Raw genomic sequence first — 16,921 nt, 5'->3', positions numbered from 1 at the left:
GTTTTGTCCCCCTTTTGGGGGACAAAACGACGAAGTCCCCAGGGCGACATTTACACCCCCTCTCGCGAACCGGTAGCTTGGTGGCACCTACTTCCCGAAGCCGTGCCAATGGCCGGTCGACAATAGAAGGAATGTCCCTTGAGTTCACGCACGTCATCAGGTCCTATCCGCGGTGCCCTCCGTGGTCTCGCCGCAGCTATTGCGGCTGCATGTGTCGTAGTCGCGAGCGGTATCGCGGCGCAGGCTGAGGAGACCTCGCTGACCTCATCCGATGCCGGATATTATCTGACCGATTCACGTGACGATCGCGCTGTGCTTCTAGATGAGGTGGCCCCAGCTTCGTCGGCCGAAAGTGATTACGCGCCCGAGGACTACATCACCTTCCTGGTGTTCGCAGCAGGCCCTGTCGCTGATGACCACCCCGAGATCACGGAGCTCGTGCTGGCGCAGTATCCGCAACTGGCCGAGGTCCCCGAGGATCAAGCGAATTCCTTTGCAGAGTACTACATTTCGAAGAACTCCGGATTCGCGGGCTACTACATCCCGAAGCTCACGAGTGGTGACCCCGATATCGTGAAGGATGCGGTCGAGACATTCGCGATCAACTTCGCCACGTGGATTGAGAAAGAATACGCGAATCTCGGGATGACCGAGGCTGATATGGCTGGCTGCAGCTGGGGTTCGGGATGCGTTGAAACTTGGTACCTGGCGTTGACTACGGCAGCCGTGGGCTGGCAAGTGGCAGGATTGCACACTGCCGCCGCGGTAACTATCGCGGCTGCGCTGGCGGTCTTCGTCTATCTTCCTGGCGAGGCCGGCATGAACAACATCGATCGTCAGGAGTACGCAAGTTCCTTCGCGGTCTCCATGGCTCGATAGTGGTGGGTCGCAATACGACTACGAGGTGGTGGCACGGCAGCCTCAGGCACATGCTTGGCGTTGTGTTCGGTGTCGTCATTGCCGTGTCTGTGCTCGTCCAGTTGCCGACCACGGTCCTTGGGGTCGTCCCCGAGCCAGTCCGACTTGGTTTCACGATGCTGTACCCGCAAGGGTGGCAGTTCTTCACCAAGGATCTGAGTGACGTTGAGATGACGGTCTACCGAGTGGATGGCGTCGCGATATCGAGCGCGAGCATGTTCCCCAATTCTGAAGCTCAGAACCTTCTTGGCCTAGCGAGAGGGCAGCGTGCGCAGGGGACTGAGCTGGCCGCTCTTGAGAAGGGGGTTGCTGAGTGGACTGATTGCGACGATGCGCAGACGGATTGTGTCCTCCAAGTCGCTGATCACGGTGTAACGCACGCGATTCCAAATAACTCGCCCGTTTCGACAATCTGCGGGCCGAGCATACTTGTGTATTCAAAACCAGTGCCGTGGGGGTTTCGCAATGACTACAATGGATGGCGGATCGACGAGCGCGCCGCATTTGTTGATGTTGACTGCGAGTAGTATTGGCGGGCGAGTTACGTCTCGATTCCTTCATCCTAACTGGCGCGAGTTTCTTGCATGGGATCTGGGGCGCACCACGTTGATTCTGGGATCGTTGTCGATTGTCACGTTCACATCCCTCGAGTATCTGACAGCACCAGTTGGTGGGGTAACGGGCGCCGACCAATGTGAGTCGTTTGGGATGGCGTGGAATGTGATCTGCTGGCAGCTTCCTTCGTGGTTAATCAGTTTGATACTTATCTCGTTGATGTTGATCGCGATAAGTGGAGTATCGATAGTCGCAAGTGGCCTCCTCGGCATCTACTGCGCGCTCTGCCTTCATAGTGGGATGACGCATGTCGATGGTGGTGATGCTGTCGCAGTCGTGGCGGGCCTCTGGATTGCCGTAGTATGCCTGATGGATCCTCGAAGCAGCATCTGGAGATTCGGCAGTCGGGTCTCGATCTCCAACCGTTGGTCGTTCGGCATTCGGAAGGAGATTGCGGTTGCGGCGGCATGGGCATTGAAGGTCCAATGCTCTGTGATCTACGGGCATGCTGCGGTCTCGAAGATCTTCAACGAGCAATGGTTGGATGGTACGGCAATCTACTATGTGGTTCGCATGGAGATGTTCGGTGTCAACGGTATGGTTGGCCCGCTGGTGAGGGGGCTGACAACCGTGCCGTGGATTGAATTTGCTCTCACTCTCGGTACGCTGGCCATCGAGCTATTCATTTGTGTCGGGATCTGGGGAACTTTCAGAATTAGGCGGATCGTTGTTGCGGTATCAATGCTTCTGCATGGTGCGATATTCGTTCTTCTTGGAGTTGCCAGCTTCAGTATCATAATGATCGGGTTGGTCCTCGCTGCGGCGTCCGGCGCATCTACCTTCTCCCGCGACAAGGGGTGTCGATCTGACGCTTTCGAGATCGAAGCAAGGTCGGTCGGGGCAATTATGCGTCGATGATCAGCTGTAGACGAATCGTGCCGGTCGAATATTGTCGAGGGGGAGTGCAATGAATGTTGCCCCACAGGTTGCCGGATTGCTTATCGTAGGATTGGTGATCTTTTTCGTGGGTCGTGCCGCCAGCAATGGAGGTATAGGGCGCAATAGCGTTATCGGCATCCGGACGAGGTGGAGCAGGGCATCGGACGCAGCGTGGAAAGCAACGCACCTGGCATTCAAGCCGTACTCCGTTGCGTGCGCTCTTGTCGCGGTTGCTCACGCCGGGGCACTTGTGGTGACGGCGATCGTGTCCGGCCCAGCCCTGGTGTCCAACCTGCTGACGTTGTCTGGATACGTGGTCGTGCTCGCCATTCTGCTCGTCGGCTTGCGTGCCGCGAAGCGCGTTGCCGAGGCCAACTAACTCTCCTGGCCCGGGGCTCGTCGATGCCGAGAAGGCGGCGCGCGGGAAGCTGCCGACGGATGTCTGGTGGCACACGATCGTGCCGACGGGCGGATCCGAGCGCACGGGCTATCCGACGCAGAAGCCCGAGGGGATCCTCGCGCGCATGATCAAGGCGTCGACGCGGCCGGGCGATCGTGTGCTCGACTTCTTCGCCGGATCCGGCACGACGGGCGCGGTCGCGAGTCGTCTCGGGCGCCAGGCCGTGCTGGTCGACGGCAACCCCCGCGCGATCGAGGTCATGCAGGACCGCATCCCCCACGCCATCGTGATCCGGTAGGGGGCGTCAGTCGAGGACGCGGCGGACATCCGCCTTGTGGTGCGCGACCGCGATGATCTCAAGAACCTCCTCGTCGCGGATCCGGTACCAGAGCGTGTACGGGAACCTCGTCAGCGACGCGGCGCGCACGGGGCCGTGAAGCGCGGGCGCGATGCGCGGAAAAGACGCGATACGCGCGCGTGCTCGCGCTTCGTCAGCGAGGAAGGACGTGACCTGGTCGGGAGCCTGCTGCGCATACCAGGCGACGGCCTCTTCGAGCTGCGCGGCGGCACGTCGTGCATAGACGACCGCCCGGGCCGTCACGTCGTGTACTTCTCAGCGAGGGCAGTCGTCAGCGTCGCGGCATCCACTGCCTCGTGCGGATGAGCGCGTGCATCGGCGAGGGAGTCGTCGAGGAAGCGCGCGAACGCCCGGTCGATCTGCGGAGGCTCGTCGCGGTCGCGGAGAGCCTCCATCAGTGCGCGTCGTTCGTCGGCGGCCAGATCGAGCGCCTGCGCGAGGACGTGAGTGAATGACATGTGGCGATCGTACGCCGGGCCTGCGGGCCGCGCGAGGGGAGGAGTCATGCGTTCAGCGTCCTCTGAACCTCTGACATTCCAATGCTCATCTCCTCGTCGATCGCGAGGGGATCCCTGCATCCTCTGGTGTCGCTGGGCGCAGACCCCATAGCCTGACCGCATGCGATTCGGAACCTTCATTCCCCAGGGCTGGCGATTCGACCTCGTCGGCATCGATCCGGCCGAGCAGTGGAACACGATGCGGTCCCTCGCGCAGCGCGCGGATGAGGGCCCGTGGGAGTCGATCTGGGTCTACGACCACTTCCACACGACGCCCGTGCCGAGCGAGGAGGCGACGCACGAGGCGTGGACGCTGATGTCGGCCTTCGCGGCGTCGACGAGTCGCGTGCGGCTCGGCCAGATGTGCACGTGCATGGGTTACCGCAACGCGGCGTACCTCGCGAAGGTCGCGGCGACGGTGGATCACGTGTCGGGCGGCCGCCTCGAGATGGGCATCGGCGGCGGCTGGTACGAGCACGAGTGGCGCGCGTACGGCTACGGATTCCCGGAGGTGCCCGACCGCCTGCGTGCGCTGCGCGAGGGTGTCGAGATCATGAAGCAGGCGTGGGAGACGGGATCCGCGACGCTCGACGGGCGGTACTTCCAGGTCGACGGCGCGATCGTGCAGCCGCAGCCGCTGCAGGATCCCGCGATCCCGTTCTGGATCGCCGGCGGCGGCGAGAAGGTGACCCTGAAGATCGCCGCGAAGTACGCGCAGTACACGAACTTCGCCGGCGGCGACATCGAGACCTTCCGCCACAAGGACCAGGTGCTGCGCGGGCACTGCGACGCGCTCGGGCGCGATCAGGCCGAGATCACCCGCACGACCGACATCAACGTCATCATCGGCGAGACGGAGGCCGAGGTCGCCGACCGGGTGGCCGCCGTCGGCGCGCGCCTGAAGCCGCACCTCGGCGACGCGTACGAAGGGGCGATGCGCAACTACGCCGCCGATGTCCCCACAGTCGGAACGGTCGAGCAGGTCACGGAGCACCTGCACGCGATGAAGGAGGCGGGCGTCGACTACACGATCGCCTACTTCCCCGAGATGGCGTATGACACGACAGGGGTCGAGCTCTTCGAGAAGAAGGTCATCCCCGAGCTGGCGTAGCGATCGACATGCACAGGCATGCACATGCGTGTGCAGGTCGGCGTACGATGGTCACATGGCGACGTTGGAGAAGCGGGTTCAGGTGCTGTTCGAGGCCGAGCAGTACGAGCGCATCCAGGCGGAGGCGGCACGACAGCACCTGAGCGTCGGCGCCTTCATCCGCGAGGCGGTCGACGGGTGGATGGACCGGAAGCGCGTCGATGCGCGCGCGGCGGCGAAGCGGCTGTGGGCGCGCGCGGACGCGAATCCCAGCCCCGGGATCACACCGGAGTACTGGGCTGCGCACAAGGATGATCTGAACGATCGACCGGCACTGCGCGACATCTCGTGAATCCGATGGGAGAGGACGCGGTCCTCGTCGATGCGACCGTCGCACTTCATGCGCTCGGCGATACGCAACCACAACGCGATGTCTGCCGCGCATTCCTCGAAGGTCTCTGGGCGGGGCCCGGACGCGGGTACGCGAGCACTGAGATGGTGCAGGAGCTCGCCTTCCATCGCCTGCGGAAGACGAACGATCGCGAGCTGGCGGTCGCTGATGCGCAGGATATGTCGTCGCTCTTCATCGTCCTGAACTTCGACAACGAGGTGCTCGAGCTGTCGCTCGATCTCATCGAGAGGACCAGCATCCGGGGCCGAGACGCCGTGCACGCGGCCACGGCGCTCGCCTACGGAATCGAGACGATCGCCTCCTCGGATGCGGCGTTCGACGGGATCCCCGGCCTGCGCCGCATCGATCCGCTGCGCGCGACCGCCGGATCCTGACGACGTTCACCCGAGCGGTCGGGTGCCGTCGTACGAGCCGAGTTCGGTGTGCGCGCGGACGTCGAAGACGCGCGACGCGGGCCAGGGATCCCACGGCGCCGCGTGGGAGTCGATGAAGCGCACGGCGGATCCGTGGATCTCGTCGGCGAGCGCCTGCGGCGGCTCGTCTCCTGCGACGAGGGCGACGCCGTGGGCGCCGAGGGCGTCGAAGAAGAACGGCACGTCGAGGCAGTGCAGCGACCACCGCATGGTCGGCGACGGCCACGCGAAGCGGTACGTCCACGTGGTGCCGGGCGGACGCCCATCGGAGATCCGGCGCACGTGGCGCCGGAACACCATGTCGCTGACGTACCTGCCCACCGTGCGCACCGTCTCGGTGAGGTGCGGGTTCTCGCGCCGATAGGCGCGCCCGCGTGAGCCGCCGAGCCCGATGAGGCGCAGGATCGCGGCGGCCGGAAGCCAGCGCAGCACCGCGGCGTAGGGGTCGAGCACCATCGTGAACTCGTCGTCGGTGGCGCCGGTGACGAGCGGCTTGTCGGATCCGATCCCGCCGCGCAGCGCCGTGAGCGTCGGGCGGTCGATGAGGTCGCCGTCGACGACCGGTCCGATGTGGAGGCCGCGCTCGACCGTGCGGCGGATGCCCGGCAGGCCGGGCGCGCCGGCGATGTGCGGCCTCTGGGCGCGGGCGAGCGCGCCGCGTTCGAGGCTTGCGAGCTGCTCGGGTGTGTTCCGGGCTCCCGCGTCGGCGGCGATCGCGTCGCCGAGTGCCCGCGCCTCGTCCGCGCCGACGACCGCGAGGGTGGGGGACATGCTCCACACGGCATGGAACAGGTGCTGCGCGGCCGGGATCCCGAGCAGGGTGAGCACGGCGCCGCCGCCCGCGGACTGGCCGGCGATCGTCACCCGACTCGGATCGCCGCCGAACGCGCGGATGTTCTCCTGCACCCACTCGAGCGCGAGGATCCAGTCGCGCACGCCGCGGTTCTGCGGTGCGTCGTGGATCCACCCGAAGCCCGCGAACGCGATTCGGTAGGAGATCACGACCGTGACGACGCCGTCGCGGGCGAACGCGGCGCCGTCGTACCACGGGCTCGCGATGGATCCGGAGGCGTATGCCCCGCCGTGAATATAGACGAGCACGGGCAGCCCCGTGCCGGGCGACGGATCCGGCGTGAAGACGTTGAGGTTGAGCGTCGAGGCGCCCGGCACGCTCGGCTCGGGGATCAGCGTCGCGCCGTGATCGCCCTTCTGCGGCGTCGGGCCCTGCCGCGTCGCGTCGCGGACACCATCCCACGCCGCGTGCGGCACGGGAGCGAGGAACGCCCGTTCGCCCACGGGCGGCTCGGCGTAGGGGATCCCGGTGAACGTCGCGCAGTCGCCGCGCCAGAACCCCCGCACGCGCCCCGCCGAGGTGGCGACGACGGAATCCGCGCGATCGGATGCGGGCGCGTTCCGCGCGTCGATGAGGGGCACGCCGCGGATCTCGACCTCTGCCATCTCGTGAGCGTAGCGAGCCCGCGGCGACGAGCGCCATCGTGGCGGTTCAGACGCTCATCCCGAGGCTCGCCGGGATCTCGTCGAAGGCGCGGTCGATCGAGCTCAGCAGGCCGGCGCGCCCGCCCGGCCCTCGCCACGCACCGAGACGCTGCCGGGGGCCCTTGCCGTCGGGGCGTCCGCGCCCCGCGATCCAGTCGCGCGCCGCGCACCTCCACGCCGCGACGGCGAACTCGCTCAGCAGCGCCACCCGCATGCGGGCGTCTGCGTCGTCGACTCGTCCATCGTCGAGGGCCGCGGCGATCCGGCGTCGCGCCGTCGCGGCGTGGACGATGCTCCGATCCCAGAGCGCGGGCGTCCGCGCCATCAGACCGCGGACGGCGACGAACCGCCGATCCCAGTCGTCATCGAGGCCTTCGACGGCCGAACGCAGGGACGCACGCAGGCCGTCGAGGATCGCCGCCTGGGGATCACGGGATCCGATCGCCTCGGCGAACGCCTCCCACAGCTCCGACTCGGCGGACATCGCGACGTCCTCCTTGGAGGCGAAGTGGCGGAAGAAGGTGCGCTTCGAGACGCCGACCTCTGTGACCAGCTCATCGAGGGTCGTGTCCGCGAAGCCGCGCTCGAGGAAGAGCCGAACGGCCGTCTCCTCGAGGGATCGCCGGGTCGCCTGCTTCTTGCGATCTCGGAGGCCTGACTCGGGTGCGGCGGCGCGTTGTTCGACCATCTCCGACACAGTAGTCGGGATCTCGATCTGACGCCACTGAGTGACAAACGCCACTCAGTGGCGCTAAGGTCGATCGTGCGACGACACTGAACGGAGACTCAGCGCATGCCACATGACGAGACAGACGACACCGGGTGGGGCGACCGCCTGGCCGACGCACACGAGAAGCTCAGAGGGCTGGTCGGCACCGCCGTGCGATCGGCGGTGCTCGACGACCTCGGGCCGACCGCGGAGTTCGCGGAACAGATGCGCGAGCACTGCGAGGTCGCCTGCGGCTATCTGCACGGCCACCACACGGCCGAGGATTCGGCGATCTTCCCGCACCTGGCGACGACGCACCCCGAGCTCGGGGCGATCCTCGACAGGCTGACGGCGGCGCATCGCGACATCGGAGCGCGCCTCGTGCGGATCGAGGAGCAGGCGCCGGCCGGCGACCCCGAGACGCTGCATCGTGAGCTCGTCGAGCTCGAGACGCTGCTCGACGGGCACTTCTCGGAGGAGGAGCGCGCGATCGTGGGACCTCTCAACGCGCTCGGCGAGGACGTCCCGTGGGCGCAGTAGACGGGCAGGATCTCGCGGCCCGAGCCGCGGCTCAGCGCGGGGTTCTCCGCCTTGCCCCCTTCGAATGTCAGTGGTCCATGGGTAGCCTCACATCGTGAACCAGGACACCTCCCTCGACCAGCCCGTCGCGCCGCCGCACGGCATGCGCACATTCGCGGGCCTGCTCGTCAACACCGCGGTGGCGAACGTGTCGACGATGTTCATGTGGTTCGGCCTCACGTTCTGGATCTACCTCGAGACGCGCAACGTCCTGACGACCGCCCTCATCGGCGCGGCGCTGATGCTGTTCATCGCCCTGTCGAGCATGTTCTTCGGCACGCTCGTCGACCGTTTCCGCAAGAAGCCCGTGATGGCCTGGGGCACGGGCATCGCCCTCGCGATCTTCATCGGCGACGCGGCGCTGTTCTTCGCCGTCGGGGCCGATGCGGTCTCCGACCTCTCGCAGCCGTGGTTCTGGATCTTCGCCGTCATCATGCTCGCGGGCGCCGTCGTCGAGCAGCTGCGCAGCATCGCGATGTCGACCTCCGTGACCCTGCTCGTGCCCGACGAGCGTCGCGCGAACGCCAACGGCATGGTCGGCGCCGTCGACGGTGTCTCGATGCTCGTCACGAGCGTGTTCTCGGGCTTCGCGATCGGCTTCCTCGGCATGGGGTGGACCCTCGTGATCGGCATCACGGCCGTCGGCCTCGCGTTCGTGCACCTGCTGACGCTGCGCATCCCCGAGCCCGAGATCGTGCAGACCGAGGGCGACGCGGCGACGGGATGGGTCGACATCCGCGGGGGCTGGAAGGCGGTCCGATCGGCCGATGGCCTGCTGTTCCTCATCTTCTTCACGATGCTCAACAACTTCATCGGCGGCGTCTACATGGCCCTGATGGACCCGTACGCGCTCGAGCTCATGAGCGTGCAGGCGTGGGGCGTCTGGTTCGCGGTCGCCTCCACGGGCTTCATCGTCGGCGGCACCGTGATCGGCAAGCTCGGCCTCGGGCGCAACCCGACGCGCACGATGCTGCTGATCGCCGCGTCGATGGGCGCGCTCGGCATGATCTTCACCCTGCGCGAATGGGCCTGGATGTACATCGTCGGCACCTGGCTGTACATGGCGCTCATCCCGGCGGTCGAGGCTTCGGAGCAGACGGTGATCCAGCGCGTCGTGCCGTATCGCCAACAGGGCAGGGTGTTCGGTTTCGCGAAGACCTTCGAGGCGGCGGCCGCGCCCGTGACGTCGCTCATGATCGGCCCGATCGCCGAGTTCGCCGTCATCCCGTACATGCGCACCGAGGCGGGTCTGCAGCAGTGGGAGTGGCTGCTCGGCGTCGGTCACTCGCGCGGCATCGCCCTCATCTTCGTGATCAGCGGCTTCGTGGCGGCGCTGATCGCGCTCGGAGCCCTCGCCATGCCGCAATACCGGGCGATCTCGCGTCAATACGCGAAGGCGGCTCCGCCGAAACCGGCCGATGACGACGGCGCGACGGCCGCTCCGGACGTCGCCGAAGCGATCGACGAGACGAGCCCCACGGCCGATGCATAGCTTTCCCATAGCCCCGCGCAGGTCGTGGCCGTATGGTCTCACCATGCCTCAGGTCCAGGTCGACGACAGCGTCATCGCGCTCGCCCGCGAACTGCGTGATGAGATGCAGCAGTTCCTCAATGAGTACCGGTTCGGCATGCGCGAGATCGAGACGAAGCTCGAGATCCTCCGCGACGACTTCGAGCATCAGCACTCGCACAACCCGATCGAGCACCTCTCGAGCCGCGTGAAGAGCGTCGACTCGATGCTCGAGAAGATCCAGCGTCGCGGCGTCGCGCCGTCGTTCGATGCGATCCGCGAAGAGATCACCGACATCGCCGGCGTGCGCGTGACGTGCAGCTTCGTGAGCGACGCCTACCGGTTGTTCGAACTGCTCTGCGGGCAGGACGACGTCCGCGTGCTCACGGTGAAGGACTACATCGCCGACCCGAAGCCGAACGGCTACAAGAGCCTGCACGCCGTCGTCGAGGTTCCCGTCTTTCTGCCCCGCGGCACGGTGCGCGTTCCTGTCGAGGTGCAGTTCCGCACGATCGCGATGGACTTCTGGGCCAGCCTCGAGCACAAGATCTACTACAAGTACGACAAGCGCGTGCCGCAGCACCTCCTGGACGAACTGCACGAGGCGGCCATCACGGCGAGCGACCTCGACGAGCGCATGGAGCGCCTGCACCGGCAGATCCGAGGCAACGACGAGACCCCCGAGCGCGCGCCGGCGCCCGCACCGCTCGAGATCAGCGATCGCCGCGGCACCCACGCGGCGTAGGGTCGACCGCGCTCAGCCGCGCGCCGGCGTGCTGTCGCGCACGATGACGCGCACGGGGAGGAGGCCCGGATCCGTCCAGTCGTCCTGCGTGACAGCCTCCACGGCGAGCCGACCGACCTCCTCGAGAGGGGCGCGCGCGGTCGTCAGCGCCGGCACGATGTCGCGGCCCGTGTCGATGTCGCCGAAGCCGGCCACGGCGATGTCGGTGCCGACCTCGCGGCCCGCGTCGCGCACGGCCGACATCGCGCCGAAGGCGACGACGTCGGAGATGCCGAACACGACGGTGCCGGGGGAGACACCGCGCTCGAGGGCCGCCGTCATGAGGTCGTAGCCCGCGTCGCGCGAGAGGGATCCACGCAGCACGAGGGGCGCTTCGCCCCCGCCCGCCGTGAAGCCGTCGGAGAAGCCGGCGACGCGGTCGTCGCTCGTGACGAGGCCGCGCGCCGCGGCGAGGATCAGCGCCTTGCGGTAGCCGAGGGAGGCGAGCGCGGCGCCGAGCTCGCGGGTGCCGCCGCGGTTGTCGATCCCGACGGTGCGCGATCCGACGCCCTCGGCGGGCGCGCCGAGGGTGACGATGCGGCCACCCGACGCCTCGACGGAGGCGAGAGCCTGGGTCAGGACGGCGCTCTGTTCGGTGTGGGCACGTGACGCGGCGAGCACGATGCCGCGCGGGCGCTGGCCCCGCAGCGAGCGGACGAGCTGCGCTTCGCGCTCCGGGGAGCGCTCGGTGATGCCGATCGTGACGACGAGGTTCTCGTCGTCGGCGGCGTGGGCGACGCCCGCGGCGATCTGCGAGAAGTACGAGTCGGCGATGTTCGCGACGAGGAGAGCGAGGGTGGCCGAGGTGCCGCGGGCCGTGGCCTGCGCGGAGAGGTTGGCCGAGTAGCCGAGGGCGTCGGCGGCGGTCTCGACGCGCGCGCGGTACGAGTCGGCGACCTTACGGGTGGATCCGTTGAGGACCCGCGAAGCCGTCGCGAGCGAGACGCCCGCCTCCCGCGCGACGTCGTGGAGCGTCGCGGCTCGCTTCTTCGTGCGGGAGGCAGGCGTCGGCGTCATGCCTGAGACGATACCGGCGCGGCGGTCAGGTACGGGGCAACGGCCCGGTCGAAGCCCTCGACGGTGCGGCGCACCGCCTCCGCGGGATCCGTGTCCCAGATCGCCTGGTTCAGCAGCTCGACCTCGATGTCGCCCGTGTAGCCGGCCTCCTCGACGGCGCGGGTCATGTCCGCGAAGTCGATCATGCCGTCGCCGGGGTAGTGGCGCGACAGGAGGTTGTCGGCCTCGAGCGGGGTCCTCCAGTCGCACACCTGGTATGAAGCGATGCGGCCCTCGCGGCCGGCGCGGGCGATCTTCTCGAGGATCTGCGGATCCCACCACAGGTGGAACGTGTCGACCGTCACGCCGACGACCTCGGGGGCGAAGTCGCCCGCGATGTCGAGGGCCTGGTCGAGCGTCGACAGCACGGCGCGGTCGCTGCAGTACATCGGGTGCAGCGGCTCGAGCGCGAGCTGCACGCCCGACGCCTCGGCGTGCGGCACGAGCTGGGCGACGGCGTCGCGCACGCGCTCGCGCGCGCCCACGAGATCGCGGGAGTTCTCCGGCAGCCCGCCGACGACGATGACGAGCGCCGCCTTCGAGCCCTCGGCGCCCGCGGCGGCCAGCGCCGCGGTCTCGTCGATCGCGACGCGGTTGTCGTCGAGCGCCGCGACGCGGGCGGGGCCCTCCTCCGCGGTGAACCAGCCGCCGCGGCAGTGGGTCGAGTAACGCAGGCCCGAGTCGGCGATCATGCGGACCGACTCGTCGAGCCCGGCGTCCTGCACCTGCTCGCGCCACAGCCCGATGGCGCCGATGCCGGCGGCCTTCGTCACCTCGATCGCCTGCGCGACCGTCGTGTGCTTGATCGTCGCCTGGTTGATCGACAGGCGGGGGTGCGGGGTCGTCATGCGGTCACTCCGTTCACGCGCAGGTGGTCGTGCCAACGCTGGGCTGCGAGGGTGGGATCCTCGAGCGCGTGCGCGGCGTTCGCGAGCTCGACGATGCGGCTGAGGTGGGGGAGGCTGCGCGCGGAGTGCAGGCCGCCGACCATCTGGAAGCCGGGCTGGTGCCCGTTCAGCCACGCGAGGAACGCGACGCCCGTCTTGTAGTAGAACGTCGGGGCGGCGAACACCTGGCGGCTGAGCGCCTCGGTCGGGGCGAGCAGCTCGTAGTACCGGGCCGCGTCACCCGCGTCGAGCGCCTGGATCGCCGCGGAGGCGACGGGCGTGATCGCGGCGAATGCCCCGAGAAGCGCGTCCGAGTGCGTGCGGTCGGTGTCGGCCGCGCGCTCGGGCTGCTCGGCCTGCGGCACGTCCGCGCCGCCGATGAGTCCGACGTAGTTGAAGTCGTCGCCCGTGTACATGCGCACGCCCTCGGGCAGGCGCTCGCGCACCGACACCTCGGCCGCCGCATCGAGCAGGCTCATCTTGATGCCGGACACCTTCGACGGATCCTCGCCGATGATGTCGACGACCACCTGCGACGCCTCGCGCCAATCGGTCGAGCCGAAGTAGCCCCCGAGCTGCGGGTCGAACGCCGTGCCGAGCCAGTGCAGAACGACGGGCGTCGTGGCCGCGTCGAGCACGGCGCGGTAGACGCGGCGGTAGTCGTCTGTCGACTCGGCGACGCGCGCGAGGTGGCGGCTCGCCATGAACACGGGGATCGCCCCGTGCTCCTCCGCGTGGTGCAGCTGGCTCTTGTAGCCGTCGATGATCTGCTCGAGGGAGATGATCTCGTCGTCGATGTGGTCGGTGTTGACGCCGACGGCGACGGATCCGCCCTCCTCGCGCGCGACCTGGGCGCTGCGGGCGATGAGCTCGCGCACGGCGGCCGCGTCGAGGCCCATGTTGCGCTGGGCGGTGTCCATCGCGTCCGCGACGCCGAGGCCCCACGAGTAGACCGAGCGGCGGAACGCGAGGGTCGCGTCCCAGTCGATCTCGGCGGGCTGGCCCGGGGTGTTGTCGGCCCACGCGAGGGGCGCGACGTGCGCCGCGGCGAACGCGACGCGCGAGCGCAGCCCGCCGGTGGGCTTCGCGAAGCCGGGGACCTCGTTCAGCACGGCGGACGAGACGGACCCGTCAGCCGCGAGCAGGGTGAGTTCGTCGCTCATGCGGTCAGCCCAGCGTCAGCTCGGCGAGCGCGACCTTGGCGCCCGAGGTGTTCGACTCGAGGCCGGCCTCGGCGAGCTGCATGCCGCGCGCCCCGGCGAGGAGGTCATAGGCGTAGTCGGTGCCCGTGACGTAGCTCGTGAGGAACTCCTGCCACTGCTGGCGGAAGCCGTTGAGGAAGACCTCGTTCGTGGGGACGTTCTGCCAGGTCGCGTCGTAGTCGAGCGTGTCCTCGAGGTCGGGGTTCCAGACGGGCTTGGGGGTCGCGTTGCGCTCCTGGATCTTCGCGCCGAAGAGGCCGACGACGGCGGATCCGTGGGTGCCGTCGACGTGGAACTCGACGAGCTCGTCGCGGTTGACGCGGGTGGTCCAGCTCGAGTTGATCTGCGCGATCGCGCCGCCCTCGAGCTCGAACACGCCGTATGCGGCGTCCTCGGCCGTCGCCGTGTACTTCTCGCCCTGCTCGTCCCAGCGCTCGGGGATGTGGGTCGCGGCCTGCGCGTAGACGCTCTTCACGGATCCGAAGAGGTTCTCGAGCACGTAGTTCCAGTGCGGGAACATGTCGACGATGATGCCGCCGCCGTCTTCGACGCGGTAGTTCCAGCTGGGGCGCTGGGCGGGCTGCCAGTCGCCCTCGAAGACCCAGTAGCCGAACTCGCCGCGCACCGACAGGATCCGGCCGAAGAAGCCCGACTCGATGAGGCGCTTGAGCTTCTGCAGGCCGGGCAGGTAGAGCTTGTCGTGCACGACGCCGGCCTTGACGCCGGCCGCCTTCGCGAGCTTCGCGAGCTCGATCGACTCCTCGAGCGTCTCGGCCGTCGGCTTCTCGGTGTAGATCGTCTTGCCGGCCGCGATGGCCTTGCGGAGCGCCGAGGCGCGGGCCTTGGTGACGAGGAAGTCGCCGTAGATCTCCCACTTCGGGTCGGCGAGCGCCGCGTCGAGGTCGGTCGTGTAGTCCTCGATGCCGTGCTCGGCGGCGATCTCGGCGAGCTTCGCCTCGTTGCGGCCCACGAGCAGCGGGCGCACCGTGACCTTGGTGCCGTCCGGCAGCTCGAAGCCGCCCGCGTCGCGGATCGCGAGGATCGAGCGCACGAGGTGCTGGCGGTATCCCATGCGCCCCGAGGCGCCGTTCATGATGATGCCGATCTCGCGGACGGCGGGGGTCGTGTCGGTCACGATGATGCTTCCTTGCTCTCGTCGGGGTGGAACAAATGGGTAAACGCTTTCCCGGTCATCCGAGTGTGACACACGACGCGGCCCCGGGCAAGGCCGGAGAGTGGGAGCCCTCGCCCGCTCAGTGGGAGAGGGATCCCGTCGCCGCCGCAAGCGCGTGTCGGGGCGAATCGGCGCCATGGAAGAATGTCGTGTCATGGTGACACGGATCGACGGCGCGCACCCGACCGACGACGCGTTCGTCTCGCGGGTCGTCGCCGCGGCCGACGATGCGGTCGACGCGCTCGACGACGCGCCTCCCCTCGCCCGCGCGCCGCTCGGCCCGCACCGCGAGGCGATGCGGCGCGCGAAGCTCCTCGTGGCGGCGTTCCTCGCACCCGGCGGTCGGCAAGAGGGCGACACCGGATCCGCGGCGCGGGCGCTGGAGTTCGCCCGCGCGCTGCGGGAGATGCAGACCGCCTCGGGCCTCTTCGCGGGCGGCGACAACCTCGAGTCGCCGCCCGACTCGGGCTTCACCATCAACGACGTCGGCGACATCCTCGAGCTCATCGCGCGCGCCCCCGAGCCCGCGCGATGCCGCACGCCGCTCGCCGACGTGCACGAGGTGCTGCACCGGGTGATCCGCGACGCGACGCCGGCGCTGCTCGCGGGCGGCGTGCACACCCCGAATCATCGCTGGGAGCTGGCGTCGGCGCTCGCGCGCGTGCTCCGCCACCGCCCGGACGAGGCGGTGCGGGCGCGCATCGACGAGTGGCTCGCGGAGGGCGTCGACATCGACGCCGACGGCCAGTACTCCGAGCGCAGTGCGAACTACGCCGCGCACGTGTCGAACCCCGCGCTGCTCGCCCTCGGCGACATCCTGCGGCGCCCCGATCTGCACGATGTCGTCGAGCGCAATCTCGCGTCGACGCTCGAGCTGATCCATCCCGACGGATCCGTCGAGACGGTGCACTCGCGGCGGCAGGATCAGCGCGAGCCGGCGTTCCCCGTCGCGCCCCTTCTGGTGCCGTTCCGGCGCCTCGCGGTCGAGCGCGGCCGCGGCGACTTCGCGTGGGCGGCCGAGGTCGCGGGCCGCGACGGCATCGCCGAGCCGCAGACGGTGCTCGCCGACGTCCTCCTCGACCCCGTGCTGGCGCGCCGGGCCCCGGATCCCGTCGCCCCGCCGCTCCCGCGCCGCGCGATGCTCGAGCGCTCGCGCCTCGTGGTCGACCGCGCGCCCGACCGCGACCTCGTCGTGTACGGCGGCTCGGACGTGCCGCGGATGCGCCGGATCCGGTCGGGCCTCGCGAACAACCCCACGTTCCTGCGGATGTTCGCGGGAGGTGCCGTCCTGACCTCGGTGCGGCTGTCGCGGGACTTCTTCGGCCTCGGCCCGTTCCGCGCGCAGCGCCTCGTCGAGGACGGCGACGGGATCCGGCTGGAGGAGCGTCTCGAGGGCGCCTATTACCAGCCGCTGGCACCCGCAGACCGGCGCGCCGACGGCGACTACGCCCTCGTGGACGAGGGGCGCTTCGCGGCCCAGATGGCGTTCGACCGCAGGGGAGCCGATCGGCTCGCGCTGACGACCACGATCACCGTGCGCCCCGCGGCGGACGGCGTGGATCTCGAGATCGCGCAGGAGGGGCCGCCGCTGCCCTGGGCGCTCGAGCTGGCCTTCGCCGACGGCGGATCCTTCGAGGGAGGGGAGCCGCTCGGCGACGGGATCGTGCGCGTCGGCGCGGATCCCGCGAGATACGCAGTCGGGGGCCACGCGATCGAGGTCTCGACCGACGCCGACGGGTCCGGCTTCGCCCGCTATCGCCCGGGCGAGGACTACGAATACCTCGGCGGCACCGACGCCCTCGCGGGGCCGCGCGCCTACGTCACGGGCCGCGCCCCCGGCGCGGCGGGCGTGTGCTTGCGGCGCGTGCCGAGATGAGGACGATGCGCTGAGACAAGGCGATCTCCGCCGGATTCCGCGATTCTCGGCGATCTCGCCTCGCC

Annotated in this window: 19 protein-coding genes and 1 pseudogene; 12 read left to right on the top strand and 8 right to left on the bottom strand. The window is 68.6% G+C overall.

All coding sequences use genetic code 11. The annotated features are described in order from the left end of the window. Positions 1–138: 138 nt before the first annotated feature. The 5 genes and pseudogenes from GB932_RS03060 to GB932_RS03040 form a co-directional block, all read left to right on the top strand. Positions 139–879 (top strand): sporulation delaying protein family toxin, encoded by a 741-nt coding sequence (locus tag GB932_RS03060; RefSeq protein ID WP_156759240.1) that lies wholly within the window; start codon positions 139–141, stop codon positions 877–879. A gap of 50 nt (positions 880–929) precedes the next feature. Continuing rightward, positions 930–1,445, top strand: coding sequence for an SdpA family antimicrobial peptide system protein (locus GB932_RS03055; RefSeq protein WP_156759239.1), 516 nt, complete (start codon positions 930–932; stop codon positions 1,443–1,445). A gap of 328 nt (positions 1,446–1,773) precedes the next feature. Beyond that, on the top strand, positions 1,774–2,391 hold the full coding sequence (locus GB932_RS03050) for an HTTM domain-containing protein (RefSeq protein WP_156759238.1): 618 nt from the start codon (positions 1,774–1,776) through the stop codon (positions 2,389–2,391). A 49-nt stretch (positions 2,392–2,440) separates the two neighbouring features. After that, a complete protein-coding gene (locus GB932_RS03045; protein ID WP_156759237.1) occupies positions 2,441–2,791 on the top strand; it encodes an SdpI family protein in 351 nt (116 codons plus the stop codon). Positions 2,792–2,801: 10 nt separating this feature from the next. Then, positions 2,802–3,110 (top strand): annotated as a pseudogene (locus GB932_RS03040) (DNA-methyltransferase); the annotation flags it as partial. A 6-nt stretch (positions 3,111–3,116) separates the two neighbouring features. On the opposite strand, the gene GB932_RS03035 reads toward GB932_RS03040, so the two are convergent. Then, positions 3,117–3,413 carry a type II toxin-antitoxin system RelE/ParE family toxin gene (locus tag GB932_RS03035; RefSeq protein ID WP_156759235.1) on the bottom strand — a complete coding sequence of 99 codons (297 nt, stop codon included), beginning with the start codon at positions 3,411–3,413 and terminating at the stop codon, positions 3,117–3,119. Beyond that, positions 3,410–3,628: a hypothetical protein gene (locus GB932_RS03030; RefSeq protein WP_156759234.1), complete on the bottom strand. Its 219-nt coding sequence runs from the start codon at positions 3,626–3,628 to the stop codon at positions 3,410–3,412. The genes GB932_RS03035 and GB932_RS03030 overlap by 4 nt, the downstream gene beginning before the upstream one ends. Before the next feature lie 160 nt (positions 3,629–3,788). Here GB932_RS03030 and GB932_RS03025 point away from each other — a divergent pair, with 160 nt between their 5' ends. The 3 genes from GB932_RS03025 to GB932_RS03015 are packed head-to-tail and all read left to right on the top strand — an operon-like array spanning position 3,789 to position 5,543. Further along, positions 3,789–4,778, top strand: coding sequence for an LLM class F420-dependent oxidoreductase (locus tag GB932_RS03025; RefSeq protein ID WP_156759233.1), 990 nt, complete (start codon positions 3,789–3,791; stop codon positions 4,776–4,778). Positions 4,779–4,833: 55 nt separating this feature from the next. Continuing rightward, entirely contained in the window at positions 4,834–5,109 is a 276-nt protein-coding gene (locus GB932_RS03020) for a plasmid partition protein ParG (protein ID WP_197517271.1), read from the top strand. A 5-nt stretch (positions 5,110–5,114) separates the two neighbouring features. Continuing rightward, positions 5,115–5,543, top strand: a complete 429-nt coding sequence (locus tag GB932_RS03015) for a type II toxin-antitoxin system VapC family toxin (RefSeq protein WP_156759231.1) — start codon at positions 5,115–5,117, stop codon at positions 5,541–5,543. 6 nt (positions 5,544–5,549) lie between these two features. Here the strand turns inward: GB932_RS03015 and GB932_RS03010 are convergent, their stop codons facing one another. Then, positions 5,550–7,040: a carboxylesterase/lipase family protein gene (locus GB932_RS03010; protein WP_156759230.1), complete on the bottom strand. Its 1,491-nt coding sequence runs from the start codon at positions 7,038–7,040 to the stop codon at positions 5,550–5,552. A 46-nt stretch (positions 7,041–7,086) separates the two neighbouring features. Continuing rightward, entirely contained in the window at positions 7,087–7,767 is a 681-nt protein-coding gene (locus tag GB932_RS03005; protein WP_156759229.1) for a TetR/AcrR family transcriptional regulator, read from the bottom strand. Positions 7,768–7,872: 105 nt separating this feature from the next. Here GB932_RS03005 and GB932_RS03000 point away from each other — a divergent pair, with 105 nt between their 5' ends. The 3 genes from GB932_RS03000 (at position 7,873) to GB932_RS02990 (ending at position 10,622) form a co-directional block, all read left to right on the top strand. After that, a complete protein-coding gene (locus tag GB932_RS03000) occupies positions 7,873–8,328 on the top strand; it encodes a hemerythrin domain-containing protein (protein ID WP_156759228.1) in 456 nt (151 codons plus the stop codon). 94 nt (positions 8,329–8,422) lie between these two features. Next, positions 8,423–9,859: an MFS transporter gene (locus tag GB932_RS02995; RefSeq protein ID WP_231915972.1), complete on the top strand. Its 1,437-nt coding sequence runs from the start codon at positions 8,423–8,425 to the stop codon at positions 9,857–9,859. Between the two features lie 43 nt (positions 9,860–9,902). Next, complete coding sequence (locus GB932_RS02990) at positions 9,903–10,622, top strand: GTP pyrophosphokinase (protein ID WP_156759227.1); 720 nt, start codon at positions 9,903–9,905, stop codon at positions 10,620–10,622. 12 nt (positions 10,623–10,634) lie between these two features. On the opposite strand, the gene GB932_RS02985 is transcribed toward GB932_RS02990, so the two are convergent. Genes GB932_RS02985 through GB932_RS02970 form a run of 4 tightly spaced genes read right to left on the bottom strand, consistent with a single transcriptional unit; the run spans position 10,635 to position 14,899 of the window. Continuing rightward, complete coding sequence (locus tag GB932_RS02985; RefSeq protein WP_156759226.1) at positions 10,635–11,678, bottom strand: LacI family DNA-binding transcriptional regulator; 1,044 nt, start codon at positions 11,676–11,678, stop codon at positions 10,635–10,637. After that, positions 11,675–12,565, bottom strand: coding sequence for a sugar phosphate isomerase/epimerase family protein (locus GB932_RS02980; protein WP_156759225.1), 891 nt, complete (start codon positions 12,563–12,565; stop codon positions 11,675–11,677). The genes GB932_RS02985 and GB932_RS02980 overlap by 4 nt, the downstream gene beginning before the upstream one ends. Next, complete coding sequence (locus GB932_RS02975; protein WP_156759224.1) at positions 12,562–13,767, bottom strand: dihydrodipicolinate synthase family protein; 1,206 nt, start codon at positions 13,765–13,767, stop codon at positions 12,562–12,564. The genes GB932_RS02980 and GB932_RS02975 overlap by 4 nt, the downstream gene beginning before the upstream one ends. A gap of 4 nt (positions 13,768–13,771) precedes the next feature. Continuing rightward, entirely contained in the window at positions 13,772–14,899 is a 1,128-nt protein-coding gene (locus GB932_RS02970) for a Gfo/Idh/MocA family protein (RefSeq protein ID WP_156759263.1), read from the bottom strand. A 235-nt stretch (positions 14,900–15,134) separates the two neighbouring features. On the opposite strand from GB932_RS02970, the gene GB932_RS02965 reads away from it, so the two are divergent. Further along, positions 15,135–16,856 (top strand): hypothetical protein, encoded by a 1,722-nt coding sequence (locus GB932_RS02965; RefSeq protein WP_156759223.1) that lies wholly within the window; start codon positions 15,135–15,137, stop codon positions 16,854–16,856. Positions 16,857–16,921 lie beyond the last annotated feature (65 nt).

The sequence above is a fragment of the Microbacterium karelineae genome (genome assembly GCF_009745985.1).
GTDB classification, from domain to species: domain Bacteria; phylum Actinomycetota; class Actinomycetes; order Actinomycetales; family Microbacteriaceae; genus Microbacterium; species Microbacterium karelineae.
Note: the sequence above shows the minus strand (reverse complement) of the source record. Positions and strands in the feature narration are given on the sequence as shown.